The 16,807-nt window shown below is 71.1% G+C and carries 14 protein-coding genes; 5 read left to right on the top strand and 9 right to left on the bottom strand.

Annotation, left to right across the window (positions count from 1 at the left end; all coding sequences use genetic code 11):
* Positions 1–31 precede the first annotated feature (31 nt).
* The gene (locus RPX00_RS34130; protein WP_406631592.1) at positions 32–1,324 is read right to left on the bottom strand and encodes a hypothetical protein; all 1,293 of its coding nucleotides are present in this window, start codon (positions 1,322–1,324) and stop codon (positions 32–34) included.
* 118 nt (positions 1,325–1,442) lie between these two features.
* Between RPX00_RS34130 and RPX00_RS34135 the strand changes: the two genes are divergently transcribed.
* The gene (locus RPX00_RS34135) at positions 1,443–2,453 is read left to right on the top strand and encodes a hypothetical protein (protein WP_406631594.1); all 1,011 of its coding nucleotides are present in this window, start codon (positions 1,443–1,445) and stop codon (positions 2,451–2,453) included.
* 36 nt (positions 2,454–2,489) lie between these two features.
* On the opposite strand, the gene RPX00_RS34140 is transcribed toward RPX00_RS34135, so the two are convergent.
* Both RPX00_RS34140 and RPX00_RS34145 read right to left on the bottom strand, forming a co-directional pair.
* Entirely contained in the window at positions 2,490–5,027 is a 2,538-nt protein-coding gene (locus tag RPX00_RS34140) for a hypothetical protein (RefSeq protein ID WP_406631596.1), read from the bottom strand.
* Positions 5,028–5,427: 400 nt separating this feature from the next.
* Positions 5,428–6,375: a hypothetical protein gene (locus tag RPX00_RS34145; protein ID WP_406631598.1), complete on the bottom strand. Its 948-nt coding sequence runs from the start codon at positions 6,373–6,375 to the stop codon at positions 5,428–5,430.
* 543 nt (positions 6,376–6,918) lie between these two features.
* Here RPX00_RS34145 and RPX00_RS34150 point away from each other — a divergent pair.
* The 4 genes from RPX00_RS34150 to RPX00_RS34165 all read left to right on the top strand — a co-directional run bounded on the left by RPX00_RS34150 (position 6,919) and on the right by RPX00_RS34165 (position 9,859).
* A complete protein-coding gene (locus RPX00_RS34150) occupies positions 6,919–7,500 on the top strand; it encodes a response regulator transcription factor (RefSeq protein ID WP_406631600.1) in 582 nt (193 codons plus the stop codon).
* Between the two features lie 31 nt (positions 7,501–7,531).
* Complete coding sequence (locus tag RPX00_RS34155) at positions 7,532–8,065, top strand: copper resistance protein CopC (RefSeq protein WP_406631602.1); 534 nt, start codon at positions 7,532–7,534, stop codon at positions 8,063–8,065.
* Positions 8,062–9,069: a copper resistance D family protein gene (locus RPX00_RS34160; protein ID WP_406631604.1), complete on the top strand. Its 1,008-nt coding sequence runs from the start codon at positions 8,062–8,064 to the stop codon at positions 9,067–9,069. The genes RPX00_RS34155 and RPX00_RS34160 overlap by 4 nt, the downstream gene beginning before the upstream one ends.
* A gap of 196 nt (positions 9,070–9,265) precedes the next feature.
* The gene (locus tag RPX00_RS34165; protein WP_406631606.1) at positions 9,266–9,859 is read left to right on the top strand and encodes a VanZ family protein; all 594 of its coding nucleotides are present in this window, start codon (positions 9,266–9,268) and stop codon (positions 9,857–9,859) included.
* 50 nt (positions 9,860–9,909) lie between these two features.
* Here the strand turns inward: RPX00_RS34165 and RPX00_RS34170 are convergent, their stop codons facing one another.
* From RPX00_RS34170 to RPX00_RS34195, 6 genes are all read right to left on the bottom strand, one after another.
* Positions 9,910–10,812, bottom strand: coding sequence for a TIM-barrel domain-containing protein (locus RPX00_RS34170; protein WP_406631608.1), 903 nt, complete (start codon positions 10,810–10,812; stop codon positions 9,910–9,912).
* Positions 10,809–11,876 carry a TIM-barrel domain-containing protein gene (locus RPX00_RS34175; RefSeq protein ID WP_406631610.1) on the bottom strand — a complete coding sequence of 356 codons (1,068 nt, stop codon included), beginning with the start codon at positions 11,874–11,876 and terminating at the stop codon, positions 10,809–10,811. The genes RPX00_RS34170 and RPX00_RS34175 overlap by 4 nt, the downstream gene beginning before the upstream one ends.
* 193 nt (positions 11,877–12,069) lie before the next feature.
* The gene (locus RPX00_RS34180; RefSeq protein ID WP_406631612.1) at positions 12,070–12,846 is read right to left on the bottom strand and encodes a DeoR/GlpR family DNA-binding transcription regulator; all 777 of its coding nucleotides are present in this window, start codon (positions 12,844–12,846) and stop codon (positions 12,070–12,072) included.
* 81 nt (positions 12,847–12,927) lie between these two features.
* A complete protein-coding gene (locus RPX00_RS34185) occupies positions 12,928–14,805 on the bottom strand; it encodes a DUF5107 domain-containing protein (RefSeq protein ID WP_406631614.1) in 1,878 nt (625 codons plus the stop codon).
* A complete protein-coding gene (locus RPX00_RS34190) occupies positions 14,802–15,869 on the bottom strand; it encodes an ABC transporter ATP-binding protein (protein ID WP_406631616.1) in 1,068 nt (355 codons plus the stop codon). Before RPX00_RS34190 ends, RPX00_RS34185 begins: the two co-directional genes overlap by 4 nt.
* A gap of 7 nt (positions 15,870–15,876) precedes the next feature.
* The gene (locus RPX00_RS34195) at positions 15,877–16,806 is read right to left on the bottom strand and encodes a carbohydrate ABC transporter permease (RefSeq protein WP_406631618.1); all 930 of its coding nucleotides are present in this window, start codon (positions 16,804–16,806) and stop codon (positions 15,877–15,879) included.
* Position 16,807: the final 1 nt, after the last annotated feature.

Raw genomic sequence — 16,807 nt, forward strand, 5'->3', positions numbered from 1 at the left:
CCGGGGCATGGGCCACACCACACCGTTCCCCCTATCGGTGATGACGACGGCGCGCGGCTGCCGCCGTCACCAGGAGCAGGGCGATCGCCAGAACCGCCAGCCCGCCGCCGACGACCCCGCCGCCGGGCGGCTCGCGATCGTCAGCGGTGCCGCCGGCGCCGGCCTCGACTGCGCCGGCCGGTACCGGGAACCCGGCATCGATATGCTCGCTGGCGGTCCCGTGCATGGACGCTGCTGCCGGACCGCCGTACATCCCGGCGGGGGCGGCGATGCCGCCTGCCGGAGACGCGAGGCTGTCGAGGTAGCTGCCCTCCGGGTAGCTGCCCGCGGTGGCCATCCCATCGCTGGCACCGGAAGTGCCTTGCACGGAGCCGCCGGTCTGGTGATTTCCAGCCGTGACAACGGTTCCGTCGGTGCTGCCGATGCTGCCGTTGGACGGGGCACCAGCGGTGTCGCCGCCTGCGGTGGTTCCACCCGTGGTAGTGCCATCGGTAGCGGTGCTGCCCGAGGGGTCGCTCGGGGCGCTGCCGTCGGTGGTCCCGCCCGTGGTGGTGTCGCCCGGCATCCCCGGGACGGTCCCGCCGGTGGTTCCGCCGGGAAGGCCTGGGATGGTCCCGCCGGTGTTGTCGCCTGGCAGGCTTGGCAGGGTTCCGCTGGGCGATCCTGGGAGGGTGCCGTCCGCGGTGCCGCCGGTGGTGGTCCCATCGGTGGTGCCGCCGGGCAGGCCCGGAAGGATGCCGCCGGTCAGGTCCGGCAGGCCCGGGAGGGTTCCGCCGGTGTTGTCGCCTGGCACGCTCGGCAGGGTTCCGCTGGACGAGCCAGGGAGGTCGCCATCTGCGGTGCCGCCAGTGGTGGTCCCGCCGGTGGCGCCACCCGGCAAGCCGGGGAGGACGCCGCCGGTCAGGTCCGGCAACCCAGGAAGGGTTCCGCCCGGGACGGATCCGGACGGGGCGCCGGAGCCGCCGTTCGGGTCGCCGGTGCCGGGTGCCGGAGCTGGTGCCGGACTGTCGGCGGGCGCGAGGTATGCGGTGCCGGTGGTGCTGGCCTGTTCGCCGTCGGTCGTGGTGCCGGTGACGGTGACCGGTGTCGCGGTGGTGTCCGCGGTCGGCGTGAACGTTCCGGTGCACGTGGTGCTGCTACCGGTGGCCAGTGTGGTGTCGTCGCAAGTCATCGCACCGCTGGAGGCAGTGCCGCCGACGTTGCTGAGACTGCTGGCACCGGTGTTGGTGACCGGGACGGTGACGGTCGCCGGCTGGTTGGCGGCGACTGGCACGGCGTCGGACGGTGATCCGGCGTTGGCGCCGTTGACCGTCGGAGTGCCCATGGTCAGCTGGCACGAGCACCCGGCGTCACTGCCAGCACCCGGCGGAGCAGGCACTGGAGCCGGGACAGGCGCTGGCACCGGAACAGATGCCGGGCTGCCGGCGGGGGCGAGGTATGCGGTGCCGGTGGTGCTGGCCTGTTCGCCGTCCGTCGTGGTGCCGGTGACGGTGACCGGTGCCGCGGTGGTGTCCGCGGTCGGCGTGAAAGTCCCGGCGCAGGTGGTGCTGGCACTGGAGTCCAGCGTGTTCGCGTCGCAGCTCATCGCACCGCTGGGGGTGGTGCCGTTGAGGTCGGACACGGTGTCGCGGCCGGTGTTGGTGACCGGGACCGAGACGGTTGCCGGCTGGTCGGCGATGACTGGCGCGGCGTTGTCGGGTGATCCGGCGTTGGCGCCGTTGACCGTGGGGGTGCCCATGGTCAGGTCGCAGGAGCACCCGGTGTCCGCCGACGTCGACGTGACCGGGCTGGTCGTGCTGTCACCGGTGCCGCTGGCGGATGTTTTCGGCAGCGCGGTGGGCAACGTCGAGGCAGCCGCGGTCACCGGGCTGGACGAGCCGGATTGCGCGGAGCTGACCGGCGCGAGGGCTTGCGTCACGGACGAGGCCGGTCGGCGGGTCGCCGATCCGGTGCCTGTCGAAGCGGTCGCACTGGTCGAGCCGCGGCTCGACGAGGCGGTCGCGCCGGTCGAACGGTGGCCCGCCGAAGCGGTCGGGCTGGTCGATCCGGTGCCTGTCGAAGCAGTCGCACTGGTCGAGCTGCGGCTCGTCGAGGCGGTCGAACGGTGGCCCGCCGAAGCGGTCGCACTGGTCGAGCCGCGGCCCGCCGAAGCGGTCGAGGTGGTCGATCCGGTGCCGGTTGTGGTCGTTGAAGTGGTGTGTGCCGACGCGGATGGCGAGGTCGTGCTGGTTGCTGCCGCTTGGTTCGGCTGCACGATTCCCGACACCAGCGACGTCACGGGGGCCAGCGGGCTGGTGCCCGCGGTCGTGTCGGTCGCCTGGTTGCTCGTTGGCCCGGTGGCCTCCTCGGCGTGGGCGACACCCACGCCGAGGAGCATCAAGCCACCTGCGAGCAACCCGGTCTGGAGAGACCGTTTTACCCAGGTGTGCATGAGAAACCTCTCTAAGGTCTAGTGGTTCCGGCGGTGTCCGGCCGTCGGCGAAGGCCGATCAGCGGACGGGCGTTCCGGTGGCCAAGGTCAGCGGCGGCTGGGTCGCGGACGCGGCGGCCGGGTCGCACGTGCACGCACCGGTGGTGGCGTAGTTCTGCGAGAACCCGACGGTGGAGGTGTTGCCCGCGGCGTCCTTGCCGGTGAAGGTCGTCGTCACTTTCTGGGTGCCGGGGCCGGCGGTGAACTGCGTCGTGCAGTAGGTGCTGGCTCCGGGGGCCAGCGAGGTGCTGGCGCAGGTGACCCGGCCGCTCGGCGAGGTGCCTCGCAGACTGGTGATCGGCGCGGTGCCGGTGTTGGTCACCTTCACCTTGACGGTCGACGCGCGCCCGGCCGGCACGGCAACAGTCCGGTTGGACCCGGCCGCGGCGCCGTTGACCGAGGGCGTGCCGGTGATCGTCAGCTTGCCGGTGCCGGTGGGAGTGCTAGTGCCGGTGCCAGTGCCCGCGGTCGTGCCGGTGTAGAAGACCCGGCAGGCCTTGCTCTGCTGGGTGCCGTTCGGACCCGACACGGTGAAGTTGAACCTCGCGGTGTTCGAGCCCGGCCGCGCGGTCGTGACGACCGTGCAGCGGGCGGTGCTGCCCGGAGCCAGCTGGCCCGAGCCGCAGTTCAAGGTGCCGAGCGAGGTGCGGCCGCGCAGTCCGGACACCGGGACGCTGCCGGTGTTGGTCACCGGAACCGTGATGGTGGCCGTGCTGCCCGACGGGACGTTCGGGCCGGGGGCGGTGCTCGCGGCCTTCCCGTTCACCGTCGGAGTGCCGACAGAGATGCTCGCCGACGGCTGCGGAGCCGGAGCGGGCTTCGGCTGCGGGGCCGGAACCGGCGCGGGCAGCGGGTGCGGAGCCGGAACCGGCTGCGGGACCGGAGCGGGTTGCGGTGCCGGAGCGGGTTGCGGCTGCGGCATGGGCACCGGCTGCGGCTGCGGCGCGGGACCAGGCTGCGGTGCCGGACCCGGCTGCGGTTGCGGCGCCGGAACCGGTTGCGGTGCGGGACCGGGCTGCGGCATCGGAGCGGGCTGCGGTGCGGGACCGGGTTGCGGTTGCGGTGCCGGAGCCGGCTGCGTGGCCGAGCCTGATGCCACGGTGCCCAGCAGACCGGTCACCGGGGCGAGGATCCCGCTGGCGCCCGGCAGACCGGGAAGCGGTGAGCCGCCCGGCTGGCTGGCGCCGGGGAGACCCGGCAGACCCGGCGTGCCCGGGTCAGGCGTGCCCGGCTGCGGCGCGGGTGCCGGTTGCGGTGCTGGCGCCGGTTGCGGCTGTGGTGCCGGTGCAGGTGCCGGTTGCGGGGCCGCGTTGCCGAGCCCGCCGGTCAGCTGCGAGAGGAGACCGCCGAGGCCCGGTTGGCCAGAGCCGGAGAGACCCGGCAGCCCGGGCAGTCCCGGCAGACCCGGTGTGCCCGGGTTGGGCGTGCCCGGCGTGCCGGGATTCGGCGTGCCCGGCTGACCCGGTGTGCCCGGCTGACCCGGCGTGCCCAGCGTGTCGCTGCCCAGGCTGGGCAGTCCCGGCAGGCCGAGCGACTGGAGAGTCTTGACGTTGTCGGTGACCTTCAGGACGTCCAGGACCGCGGCCGGGTTGCCGCTCTGCACCTTCTCGAACGCGGTTTGCCACAGCAGGCGCATCGCGTCGAAGTTCTTGCCCGCGAACGACACGTACTCGTTCGGGGTGAACACTGTGGACGGTCCGAGGCGGTTCATGATCTCGGCGGCCTGGAGGGTGTTGTAGAGGTAGTCCGGCTTGAGGACCTTCGCCGGGTCGGGGATGCTGGGCAGTCCCTTCTGGACGAAGGTGGCGACCTTGTCCGGCGTCGGCAGCCGGGACAGGTCGACGGCCATGGTCTTGGTGTTGATGGGCAGGCCCATGCCGCCGCAGCCGGTGGCCATGGTCAGGTAGTCGGTGCCGTGGCCCCGCACGTGCGAGGGGTTGAAGATCGGGATCCAGCCCAGCGGGCCGCCGTAGATGTCGACGACCGGCATTTGCGAGTTGCCGATCGCGCCGCTGGCCATGGACAGGATCAGGTTCTTGTACGACGGGTCCGTGTGGTAGGTCAGGGCGTGCGAGCTGCTGCCGATCAGCGGGATGCCGTCCTCGTTCTTCCACATGTGCTGCAGGAAGAAGTCGCACGCGTCGCCGCCGCCCTGGTGGGTGGTGTCCCCGGTGGAGTGGGCGCCGCCGGACTGGTTCGGGTCGACGGACGTCTGCTTCGTCTCGCCGCCGAACAGGCCGCCGGTGAAGACGCCGCCGCTGAGGACGTCGCCGCTGAGGAACTTGCCCACGGTCGGGATCTGCGCGGTCGGGAGGTCCCCGCCGGGTGCCGGGGCCGGGAGCAACAGGCTGGTCGGCGGCTGGCTCTGGGTGCTGGTGGTGCCGCTCGTTCCGGAAACACTCGCCGACGAGCCGGGCTGAAGGCTCGCGGACGAGGTGGTGTCCGTTCCGGAAAGCGCCAGGCCGTCAAGACCCGGCAGCGGGGAAGCGGCGGCGTTCATCACCAGGCCGGCCAGCGCGAAGGTCGCGGTGACCGACACCGCGGCCGCGCCGCGCAATGCGCGGTTCGACCGGCGGAAGCACGAATCTTTTCCTGGAGGAAGGCCGATAGGGGCCCCTCCGCCCGGGACAGCGGCGCGACGGCGCCGTGCCCAATCTGTGAGTTTCATGGAAATGCTCCAGTTCGCGAGCGCCCGCCGATAAAATCGGCGCGGCGGTTGACGTGTCTGCTGTGAAACGGGTTTGCGGTTGCCGAGAGCCCTGGACACCAGCCGTTGACGGAGGTAGTGGCAGCGGGAGCTGCTGGCTTGCGATTTCAGCCCATGAGTTCGCGAGCCAGCCGTCGAGCTTGTCCCTCGACGGTCCTGCTGTCGCTACCGCTCAATGGATTCGCACTGCGATTCACGATGATCATTTATGGTGATCGCTGATGCGTTATTCGCGGTGGCAGCCGACACGTCAGTCAGGCGAAACCGAAGGATCGTCCGCACGCATGCGGAGCGGGAGAAGCTGATCCGAGACCGGCTCGCCAGCAGAGAACTGCGAGCCGGTCTGTCCGCCGTCGAAGATCGCGGCGGAAGCCGAAGAACCGCCCTGCGCGGCCGACGTGCCCGGCGAAGGGGCACTGCCGGGCAGCATCGCCGGCGCGATCGGGGAGATCGGCGACAGCGGCGACGGGGCGGCAGGGCTGGACGAGGCGCGGAGGTGCTGCCCAGGAGCGACGGCAGGACCCTGCGCCAGAGGCGCCGCGCCGGCCACGCAAACGGCCGGAGCCGCGGGCGCGGGCGTTGCTGGCACGGCGGCCGGGGCAGCGCTGGGCGTCGCCGGAACTGGCGGCGTGGCGGGGGAGACGGAGGTGTTCGGCGAGGTCGCCGAGGTCGCCGAGGTGACCGTGATCGTGACCCAGCCGACCGTCCGTTGCGCTGCCGACTCTGTCACGGTCAGGGGAGCGGCCACCTGGGACACGGTCCGGACCGCGGGTGAGACCAAAGCCGAACCAGTGCCGGTCACCGCGCGAACAGTCCGCGTCGTCGTGTCCAGCACCGGTTGTGCCACCGTGGCGACCGTCTTGCTGGCAGTGCTGACCACGGCCGAGGCGGTGTTCGCTACTCGCGCCACCGGTTGTTCCACTGCGGCGACAGCACTGCGGGCCGCGGTGGTCGCCGTGCTGAGCGCTTGATGTGCTACGGGGACGGCAACCGGTGCCGTGTTGGAGACGGCCGTAGTGACCGTCGCTCGCGCGAGGTTCGCCACGCCCGCCAACGACGGGATCGAGTCCGGGTGTCCGGACGACTCGGCCGCCGCCGGAGGCGGGGAAATCTCCTCCGCGCCAGCGGAATCCGCGAGCGCCGCGGCACCGGCGAAACCGGCGATCGCCAGCCCGCCGAGCAGGCCGAAACGGAGCAAGGCGCGCCCGCGACGACCGCGTGAAACGGGCGCTGTGCCCGTCTCACGGCAGATCGTCTGCAGCCACGCCATCGCACTCCACCATTTCCGGCTTGGTCGAAGGGGTTGCCCCGAAAGCTGACAGTAAGGACCCGCCGGAAAATAGGGAACTGCCACTCCCGGGACCCGTCTCCGCCACCCCTTGCAGTCTCCGGCGCCCGCCTGAACCACTCTCAGTCGGTAAAAAATGCGGAAGCTCGACCATTTTTGCTCGATCGGGTGAAACGGGGCGGGGGCGATCAACTGCTCGTCGCGATCCGGATCCGAAGGCACACTGGCAGTATGGTCACGGTTCGATAACGAAGGCGGCATCGTTGCTGGCAGGAGCACGACGGGGGTGCGGCACCACTCCTGCGCCCGATGGTTCCCGGTGAATCCGCGCGGCCGTCCTGGTGGATAACATTTCGGTCACCTCGCGTAAGAGAATGCGGGATTCGGCGTTCCGGGGGCATGGAGACCGTGGTCAATCCCCGAAACGAGCGCGATCGCGACAAATCTTCGGAAATGGCGGTCGCGGTGGCCGTGGCGGTCTACGCGGACCGGCTGAATACGCGCCACGGGATCGCGCGATTGCTGCAGGGCGCGCCAGGAATCGGGCGCGTCGAATGCGCCGCGACTGCGGACGAACTCGTCACCAGGTACACCCGGTCGCCCGCGGACGTAGTGCTCATCGCGGTCCAGCAGGGCGAGCCCTCCGGTCCCTCCGCGGCGGCGAAGCTGCTGTCGATCGACCCCGGCGCCTCGGTGATCATGTTCGGATCTTCCGGCACAGTCACGGTGGCGACCAGCGTCCTGGTGCCCGGCGTCGGCGGCTTCCTCCGGAAATGCGACGGCCTTTACCCCGAGCCGGCCGCCGCGTCGCGCGATAGCACACTGCTCGAAGCGGGACGGCCACGGCTGTCCGAGCGCGAACTCCAGGTCCTCTGGGGCATGGCCCACGGCAAGCGGAACACGCAGATCGCCGCCGATCTCGCGCTCTCCGAGGACGGCGTCAAAACCCATTGCAAGCGGATCTTCCGCAAAATGGGCGTCCACGACCGCGCCGAAGCGGTCGCCGTCGGCTTTCGGGTCGGCTTCCTTTCTTAGCGAGCCAACCGAAGCACAGGAGCGAACAGTCATGAAACGCGCGCTGATCACCCTTGCACTGGCCGGCCTGCCCTTGCTCGGGCTGGCTACGCCCGCGTTGGCACACGACACCCTGGTCGGGTCCACGCCCGCGGACAAGTCCACTGTGGACACCTCGCCGCGCACCATTGAACTGAAGTTCGACGAACCGGTGCAGCAGGGCGCGGACCTGAACACCGTGGTCGTCACCGACGCGCAGCGCAACCACTGGGAGAGCGGGCCCGCAACCGCGGCGGGCAGCACGGTGACAGTCCCGCTGCGCACGCTGGGCGCCGCGGGCGGATACACCGTCGACTACCGGATCGTCTCCGAGGACGGCCATCCCGTCCACGGCTCAATCACCTTCACCCTGAGCAAGCCGAGCACCAGCACCTCCGCCACGGCTGCCTCCGCACCGCAACCCGCCGTCGCCGCCCCTGCCGAGACGGACCGTACCGGCCTGCCGGTTTGGGTATGGATTGTCGGCGCGGCGGCGCTGCTCGGCGTCGGGCTGATCGTCGTGCTGAGGATCGGCAAACGGCCGTGACCGTCGGCGGGCCGGCCCTGACCGCCTCGCCCCGAGTCCGGTTGACCGCCGTCCTCACCGCGGCGGGCATCGCCGGGGCGCTGCTTGGCACCGCGATCGTCGCGGTCCGGCCGGCTCCCGGTTTGCCGGATCCGGGTGCGGCGATCGAGGCCAGCCTGCCGATCGTGCGGGTGCTGCTGGACCTGGCCGCGTTGACCACAGTCGGTTTGTGCGTGCTGCCGCTGCTGATCGGCGACCGGCCCGAGCCGGCGCTGGCCGCCAGCCGGGTGTGGGCCGCGGCCGGCTCGCTGGTGTGGGCCGCTTGCGCGCTGGTCTTGCTGGTGCTCCAGACGGCGGAGCTGCACCCGGATCGCGCCGTGTCGTTCGCTGCGATCCGCCGTTATGTCGACGAACTCGGCGCGGGCAAAGCGTTGCTGGTGGTGATCGTCAGCGCGCTGGCGTGCGCCGCGCTGGCGGTCCTGGCGGCGCGCACCGGCGAGCCGCTTTCGGCCGAACTGCGCGCCGCGGTGGCGCTCTTCGCGCTGCTGCCGCTGCCGGTGACCGGCCACGCCATGGACTCGAGCTGGCACGACGTGACCATGGTGTCGATGGAACTGCACATCCTCGGCGCGACCGCGTGGGCCGGCGGACTGTTCGCGGTGCTCGCGCTGGTCGCGAGCAATCGCGCGCTGCTCGCCGAAGTGCTGCCGCGGTTCTCGAAGCTGGCCACGGTCTGCCTGGTCGTGGTGGCCGCCACCGGATTGGCCAACGGCATCACCGAGGTGGTCGTCACGCGGGATCTGCTCAGCGGCCTGTTCGGCACCGGCTACGGACGGCTGCTCATCGGCAAGATGCTGTGCCTGCTCGGGCTGGCCGCACTGGGCGGGAACATCCGGTTCCGGCTGCTGCCAGCGATCGTCCGGCGCAAACCGACCGCACTGCTGCGCTGGGCGGCCGCCGAGCTGACCGTGATGGGCGCGGCGTTCGGCCTCGCCGCGGTGCTCGCCCGCGCCCCGATCGGGTAGCCGCGGTCGTTCCCGCTACACGACTGGCGTAACCGCGTCCTCCACCCGGGTAGTCCGCGACCGGCCGAAATCGCTGCGAGAAAGGACATTCGGCTGCGCGGCCGCCACCGGGTCGGGTGATCACGACGACAGGACACTCTCTCCGGCCGGTGCGAAGGTGATCTTGCAACGGGTGTTCCAGGGGAGAGGGTGCGGGATGGGCACTGTGGTCGAACGCGTCATTCCGGTGATGATCGTCGCGCTGCCGGTGTCGCAAGTCCTGTGGGTCGTGGTGGCGGTGCGCCGGAGCCGTCGCGTCCCGGCGCTGGCGGCGGCGTTCACCGCGGCGCTCGACACCGTGATCCTGCTCTGGGGCGGGCTGGTCGCCGTCCTGGTCATGGCACCCGCCGGGGACGGCGTGGGCCGCACCGTGCATCTGGTTCCGGGGCAGGACATCGCCGAGCTGGGGGACGGCGGGGGCTGGCAGATCGCGGGGAACCTGGTGCTGCTGGCGCCGCTCGCGGCGCTGGTTCCGTTGCGGGTGCCCTGGCTGCGGTCGATCGCCCGGGTAGCGGCGGCCGCGGCGCTGGTTTCGATCGGGATCGAAGCCGTGCAGTACCTGGTGCACGCGGGCCGGGTCAGCGCGACCGACGACGTTCTGTTGAACACCCTCGGCGCCACCGCGAGCGCGGGCCTCACGCGCGGGCTTTGGCGCGCGTTCAGCCCGGTGATCCCTCGCCCTCGCGAGGGCGGCGGGACCGTGTCCTCCAGTACGCCGGTTTCGGACTCGCGTGCCGCTGAGCTGCCTTGAGCGCGGGCCGGAACTGCCCGGGACGAACGTCCGTCCCGGGCAGCCGCGGCTCAGAGGCGTGCCGCGAGATCCGTCCAGCCCGGGGCGCCGATCCGGACGAACATCGGCGTCGTGTCCAGCGGGGCCGCGTAGTCGTGCAGTGTCCGGCCGCCCAGTTCGACGCGCTTGGTGTGCGGGTCGAACCACAGTCCCGACGGCAGCGCGATGTCGCGTGCGGTGCCCGCCTTGATCATCGGGGCCGCCAGCAGGGCCGGGCCGAGCATCCACTCGTCGTCGACGGTGTCGAAGCGGTGGTCGGCGGGGAAATCGAAGTACACTGGCCGCATGATCGGCGTGCCGTCCTTGACTGCCTGCTGCACCTGGGTTTTCAGGTACCCCGCCAGCTTCGCGTGGGTGCGGACCGCGTCGGCGTACAGCTTCGCGGTGTCGGCCGGATAGGCGACCGGCTTGCCCGTCGTGGTGTCGACCGTCGTCACCGGGGAGGTCGAGGCGTACATGAGCGGCATCAGCGACGCGGCCTGCGCCCAGCGCACCAGCACCTCGCGCGACGGCGGCGGCATGCTGTTCGAGCCGCCGATCATGTCCGTCTCCACGAACGGGTAGCCGTTGGCCGAGATCGCCGACGCGCGGCGCAGCGACGTGCGCAGGCCGTCCCACGTGGTGTCCGCGTCGACCGCCCGGATCACGAAGCCGTAGCGCTGGCTGCCCCAGTGCGTGCGGATACCCGCGCCCTGCTGGTCGAACGCGTCGGTCATGTCCGCGCCGAGCTTCTGGTAGTCCTGCGGGGTCAGCGTCCCGGTGGTGGCGCAGCGGTCGTCGAAGAAGCGGGTGTCGAACTTGAAGCCGTCGACGCCGTAGTCCGCCATCAGCTTCCGCAGGTTGCCGGTGTACCAGTCGCGGGCCTGCGGGTTGCCGAGGTCGATGATGCCGGCGGTCCCGTTCCACCAGGTCACCGTGCACGGCTGGGCCGGGTTTCCTTGGCGCGCACCAGATAGCCGTGGTCGCGGGCGTAGGCGTAGTTCGCCGAGTCCAGGTTGATCCAGAAGGTGGTCCACAGGCCGAACTTCTGGCCCATGGCGTGGATGCTGTCAGCCAGCTTCTTCGGGTCCGGGAACGTCTTCGGGTCGAAGGTCAGGTTGCCGTAGTTGGATTCCCATTTGTCGTCGAGTTGCACGGTGTGCCCGGCGACGCCCGCCGCTTTCAGGTCCCGTGCCCACGAAAGCACCTTGTCCTGGTCGATGTCGCGGTAGTACTGCGCCCAGGAATTCCACAGTGGACTCGCGTACTCGCTGTCGGACGCGTCGCTCTTGGCCGGCTTGCCGACCTCGCCAAGGTAGTCGTCGTACACCGCGCGGCGGCTCGATTCCACGAACACCGTGCTCGAGTATTCGGCGGAGTTCGTCACGGTCAGGTCGGCGCGCCCGGCGGCCAGCGCGACCTTCATCGGCTGTGCGGTGCGGACGAAGAGCCCGACCGATTTCGAGGTGAAGAAGTAGGGCTCCTGCATCATGTAGCTGGCGGGGGAGAACTCCGGTTCGTCCACCGTGCCTGCCGAAAGCGGGTACGGCTGGGTTTTCCCTTCGCTGGTTTCGCCGCCGCCGTACCAGTGGCCGGACGACGTCAGGTCGAAGTGGGTCGCGCGCTGTCCGGCGGCGAGTCCGTCGACCGTCCACTTCAGCTCGAACCGGTCCGGGCGCGGGGTGATCCGCAGGGTCACTGTTCGCCCCGCAGTGCTGTCGGCGCGGGCGACGACGGTCGCGCCCTCGCGCGACACCGAACGCACGCGCGTCGCCACGCCGCCGTCGAAGGTGAACGCGTCTGACGCGGTGCGCAGCAGTTGTTCGCCGCCGCGCGAAAGGCTGATGCCCAGGCGAGCGGTGTCGATGCGCAGCTGATAGCCGGGAGAATCGGGACCGCGCGGCACTGAAATCGAAGAGAGCGGTTCCGCTGAGGCGGGGGTCGCGACGGAAGCGGTGAGGATGAGCCCGGCCGCCGCGTACGCGAGTCGTCGAGGCACTGGAGCCTCCCATTCTGCGTGAATATGCTCAATGTGACGCTCGAACCTGCAGTAGTAAGCACGTCACGCAGCGGCTTTGTCAAGGCCCGTGCCCGGCAGCCGGGAACGCTGAGCGGGGTGTCCGGAATGGACGGAGACGTGCTTCGGCCGCCGTCCGCGGGAGACGCGGCGGACGGCGGGCGGGGACCGGCGTTCAGGCGATCTGGACGGGGATCCCGGCGGCTTTGAGAGCGGCGGCGACGTCGGGGTCGGCGTCGCCGTCGGTCACGACCTCGTGGACGTCGGTGATGTCGCAGATGCGGGCGAAGGCGCGGCGGCCGAGTTTCGAACTGTCCGTCACCGCCACCACCCGGGCGGCGTTCTGCACCATGAGCCGGTTGATGTCCGCCTCGCCCTCGTGGCAGGCGAACGCGCCCGCCGTGGGATGCAACGCGTCCACGCCGAGGAACAAGAGGTCCAGGCTGAGCTGGCTGAGCACCAGGGTGGCCAGCGGCCCGCTCAGCTCGAACGACTGCGGGCGGGCGACGCCTCCGGTGACGACGATCTTCATGTTCGGCCGCACGGCCAGCTCGTGGGCGATGTTGAGCGCGTTGGTCACGATGGTGAGGCCGGGGGCGTCGGCGAGGTCCGCGCGCATCGCCAGCGCCCTGGCGACGCCCGCGGTCGTGGTGCCGCCGTTGAGGCCGATGACCATCCCGTTGGACACCAGTGCCGCCGCCGCGGCGCTGATCCGCTGTTTTTCCGGGGCGTGGCGGGCGGTTTTGTAGCGCAGCGGCAGATCGTAGGCCAGGTCGTTCGCGACGGCTCCGCCGTGGGTGCGGGTGAGCAGCTGCTGTTCGGCGAGGTGGTCCAGGTCGCGGCGGATCGTGGCGGCGGAGACGTTCAGCTCCGCGGCCACCTCTTCGACGTCGAGTTTCTCCCGTTTCGCCAAGAGGTCCAACAGTGTGCTCAACCGTTCGTGCCGAGCCATCGGCTTGTGCTCCCTTCGGGCCGGTCCCCGTGCCTGCTTTCCCGCCGCGGCGTCATTGTTCACCCCGGCGGCCGATCGCGCTCATCCGGCCCCGCCGCCGGTTTTCATCCGGAAGTCGTATTCGGCGGGCAGCGGGCCAGGGGAGATCGCGTGCCACACGTCGCTCAGCGTCGTCTCGCCCTCGCGGATCCCGGGCACGGTGAAACCGCGCTCGTACACCTCGCGTGCTTCGTCGAGATCGCCGAGCGCGAGCGAGATCCGCGCCCGCAGCAACGCGAACCGGCCTTCGACCGGCCACGGTTCGAGCAATTCCCGTGCGGTGCCGGGATCTCCGGCGGCGAGCTGCGCGGCGATGGCCTCCAACGCCAGCGGAGCCAGCTTCGGCAGCAGGTCCAGGGCCCGCCGGTAGTACTCCGCGGCGCGCACCGGATCGTCCTGGGCGACGGCGAGATTGCGCCACGCCCAGCCGTTCGGCTCCGCCTCGGCCGACCGGTGCCACGCGGCCGCCGCGCCGTCGCGGTCGCCTGCCGCCCACCGGGCGATTCCCCGGTGGTACCAGGTGAGCCAGCCCTCGTCGGGCACGGCCTCGATCAGCTCGGTCCAGTGGCGGTTGACGAGTGTGTCCGGCGGTTCGGCGGCGGGCTCGGCCCGGGGCGCCACGCCGTCGAGCAGGTCCAGCCATGGCTGCTGGGCGGCGTCGAGGCTGCTGTCGGGAAACGGCGTGCCGGGCAGTTCCACCAGCATCCGGCGGGTTTCCAGTGCGCCCCAGCCGGATCCCGCCGCCAGGAGTTCCCCGGGCGCGGCGTCGGCGGTCGCGCGCCATTCGCGCCACCGCCGGTCCAGTTCCCCGGCGGCGGGCAGTCCGGCGACCGAGGCGAGCGCGGCGGGCCAGTCGGGCCCGTGCACGATCGCCGGGTCGGCCGCGACGGGGCCGTAGCTTTCGAGCCAGTCCCACGAGGCTCCGGCGGGCAGCCGCAGGTGTTCGAGCTGCGTCCGGGCGAGCCCGGCCTGGATTTCGAGGTATCCGCCCGTCCCGGGCGCGAGCCAGTCCTGCCAGCGGCGTCCGCCCGCGGATTCGCCCCACACGAACAGTTTCCGCCCGCGCAGCCGCGCCGTGGACGCCTGGCCGAGCCCGTGTCCGTCCGCGTCCACGGCGGCGATCCACGGCGGACCGCCGACCTCGAAGAAATAGTCGGCCGCCGCCGTCGCCCGGGCAGGGTAGGTCAGGTCGCCCGTCACGTCGACGAGGTCCAGCCTGCCGGAATAGCCGTAGTGCCAGGCCTGGTCGGCGGGGGCGAGCACGCGGGTCCCGGCCGTCTGCGCCACCGCGGTGTTGGACCACCAGTAGACCGGCACGTCATGGGTGTGCGGATTGCGGATCCGCACCCCGACGAACAGCTGCCGTGACCCTTCGGGAAGCCAGAAATCCAGCTGGTACGGCAGATCGCGGGTGCGTTCCCATTCCCACAGCCGCAGCACCGGTTCGCCGCCCGGCCCGGCCGCCTCGGCGGCGAACATCGGCGCGCAGGTCAGCGTCGTGTGCCCGGTGCTGCCGAGGTTCCATTCGACGCCGCCGGCGAACCACGCGTCGCGCAGCGCCAGGTTCGCCGGCTGGAACACCGGGTTGCGGTACACCAGGTCCCGGCCGGTTTCCTTGTCCAGCAGGGAATGCAGCCGGCCGCCGAGTCCGGGAAGGACGGTCGCGCGCAGCAGGTCGTTCTCCAGCACCAGCGCGGGCAGCCGCTGCTCGGTCCGCTCGCGGCCGTACCCGTCCTGCAGCCGGTACGGCAGCACTGTGTCGAGCCGGCCGTAGGACAGGTTCGCCGCGAGGTCCGCGGGAAGCTCGCCCGCGTTGACCACGGACGCGGCCGGTTCGGTGCGGACCAGCGGCGGCAACGGGTTCTCCGGGCCCAGTTCGGCTGCGGGAAGCACGAGCCCGGTGCTCGTGATCGTGGTCATGCGTCCGGCAGCCGTTCGCCGGACGCGGCGTCGAACAGGTGCGCCGCGCCGGTCCGCGGCGCCAGCGAGATCTCCTCTCCGCGCCGCCACGGCGCCATACCGGGCGTGCGCACGGTCAGCACCCGGTCCCCGGTCCGGCAGTAGAGGTACTGGTCGCTGCCGAGTTCCTCGACGACTTCGACGACCGCGCGGTATCCGGCGGCGCCGATGTCCCAGCCTTCCGGACGCACGCCGACGACGATCCCCGGCCCGGTCAGCGCGGACCGCTGCGCGGGGGTGAGCGGGAGTGTGCCGTCGCCCGCCGCCGCGCCGGAACTGTCCACTGTGGTCTCGATGAGGTTCATCGCGGGCGAGCCGATGAAGCCCGCGACGAACACGTTGCACGGGCGCTCGAACAGCCCGACCGGGGTGTCGCATTGCTGCAGTACGCCGTCGCGCAGCACGGCCACCCGGTCGCCCATGGTCATCGCTTCGATTTGGTCGTGCGTGACGTACAGCGTGGTGGTGCCGAGCCGCCGCTGCAGCGACGCGATCTGCGTGCGGGTCTGCACCCGCAGTTTGGCGTCCAGATTGGACAGCGGCTCGTCCATCAGGAACACGCTCGGCTCGCGCACGATCGCGCGGCCCATCGCCACCCGCTGCCGCTGCCCGCCCGACAGCTTCGCCGGTCGCCGGTCGAGGTACTCGGTCAGGTCGAGGGTGGCCGCGGCTTCGCGGACCCGGCGCTCCCGTTCGGCCTTCGGCATCCGCGCGAGCTTGAGGTGGAAGCCGATGTTCTCCGCGACGGTCATGTGCGGGTAGAGCGCGTAGTTCTGGAACACCATCGCGATGTCCCGCTCCTTCGGCGGCAGTGCGGTGACGTCCTTCTCGCCGATGCGGATCGTGCCCTCGTCCACGCCCTCCAGCCCGGCGAGCATCCGCAGGGTGGTCGACTTGCCGCAGCCGGAAGGGCCGACCAGCACCAGGAACTCGCCGTCGGCGACCTCCAGGTCGAGCCCGTCGACCGCGGGGCGCTCGACCCCGGCGTAGTAGCGGGTGGTGTCGGTGAAACTCACGGTGGCCATCAGAGTCCTACTTTCCGGCGCCGAGGGTCAGGCCGGTGATGATCCGGCGGGCGAGCACGACGTAGAGGAGCAGCATCGGGAGCACGACGATCGCCACCCCGGCGATCAACCCGCCGTACTCGGACTGGTAGCTGGCCGCGCCGTAGAAGGTGAACAGCGCGCGCGACAGCGTGAAATGGGCCTGGTCCTTGAGGAACACGATCGCCAGCAGGGTTTCGTTCCACAGCCCGATCGCGTTGAGTGTGAGCGCGGTGATCACGCCGCCGCGGGCCAGCGGCAGGACGACCGAGACGAACACCCGCACCGGCGAGGCTCCGTCGAGCGCCGCGGCCTCCTCGATCTCGTCGGGCAGCGAGCGGAAGAACCCGGTCAGCAGGAACACCGTGAACGGGATGGACAGCGCCACGTAGAGCACGAACAGCCCGTACTGGTTGTCGAGGTGGATCTCGCTGAACGCGACGAACAGCGGGATGATCACGGTCTGGAACGGCACTCCCATGCCGATCGCGACGCCGTTGGTCAGCACGCCCGAACCGCGCACGCCGAGCCGGGTGAGGGCGTACGCGCACGGCGCGGAGACCGCGACGGTGGCGATCGTCGCCAGCCCGACCAAGACCACTGTGGACAGCACGGCGTCGCCGAATCCGGCGTTGTTCCAGGCGTAGACGAAGTTCCGGAACGGCTTGCCGACGTGGAACCATTGGTACGGCAGGGCGAACGGCTTGGTGAAGATCTCCACCGGGGTCTTGAACGCCGCGGTGACCAGCCAGTACAGCACCAGCAGGTTGCCCGCGGTGAACAGCCACACGATCGCTGAGCCGAGCAGCCGCAGCGGGCTGAGCCTGCGGCTGCCGGGAGCCGGGCGGGGCCGGCGCGGCGGGGTGCGCCGGGGCTTGCCCGGAGCGGGGCCGCGCGGCGGCGCTTCCGTGACGGTCACG

Source organism: Amycolatopsis sp. WGS_07 (assembly GCF_045278895.1).
Taxonomy (GTDB): Bacteria; Actinomycetota; Actinomycetes; order Mycobacteriales; family Pseudonocardiaceae; genus Amycolatopsis.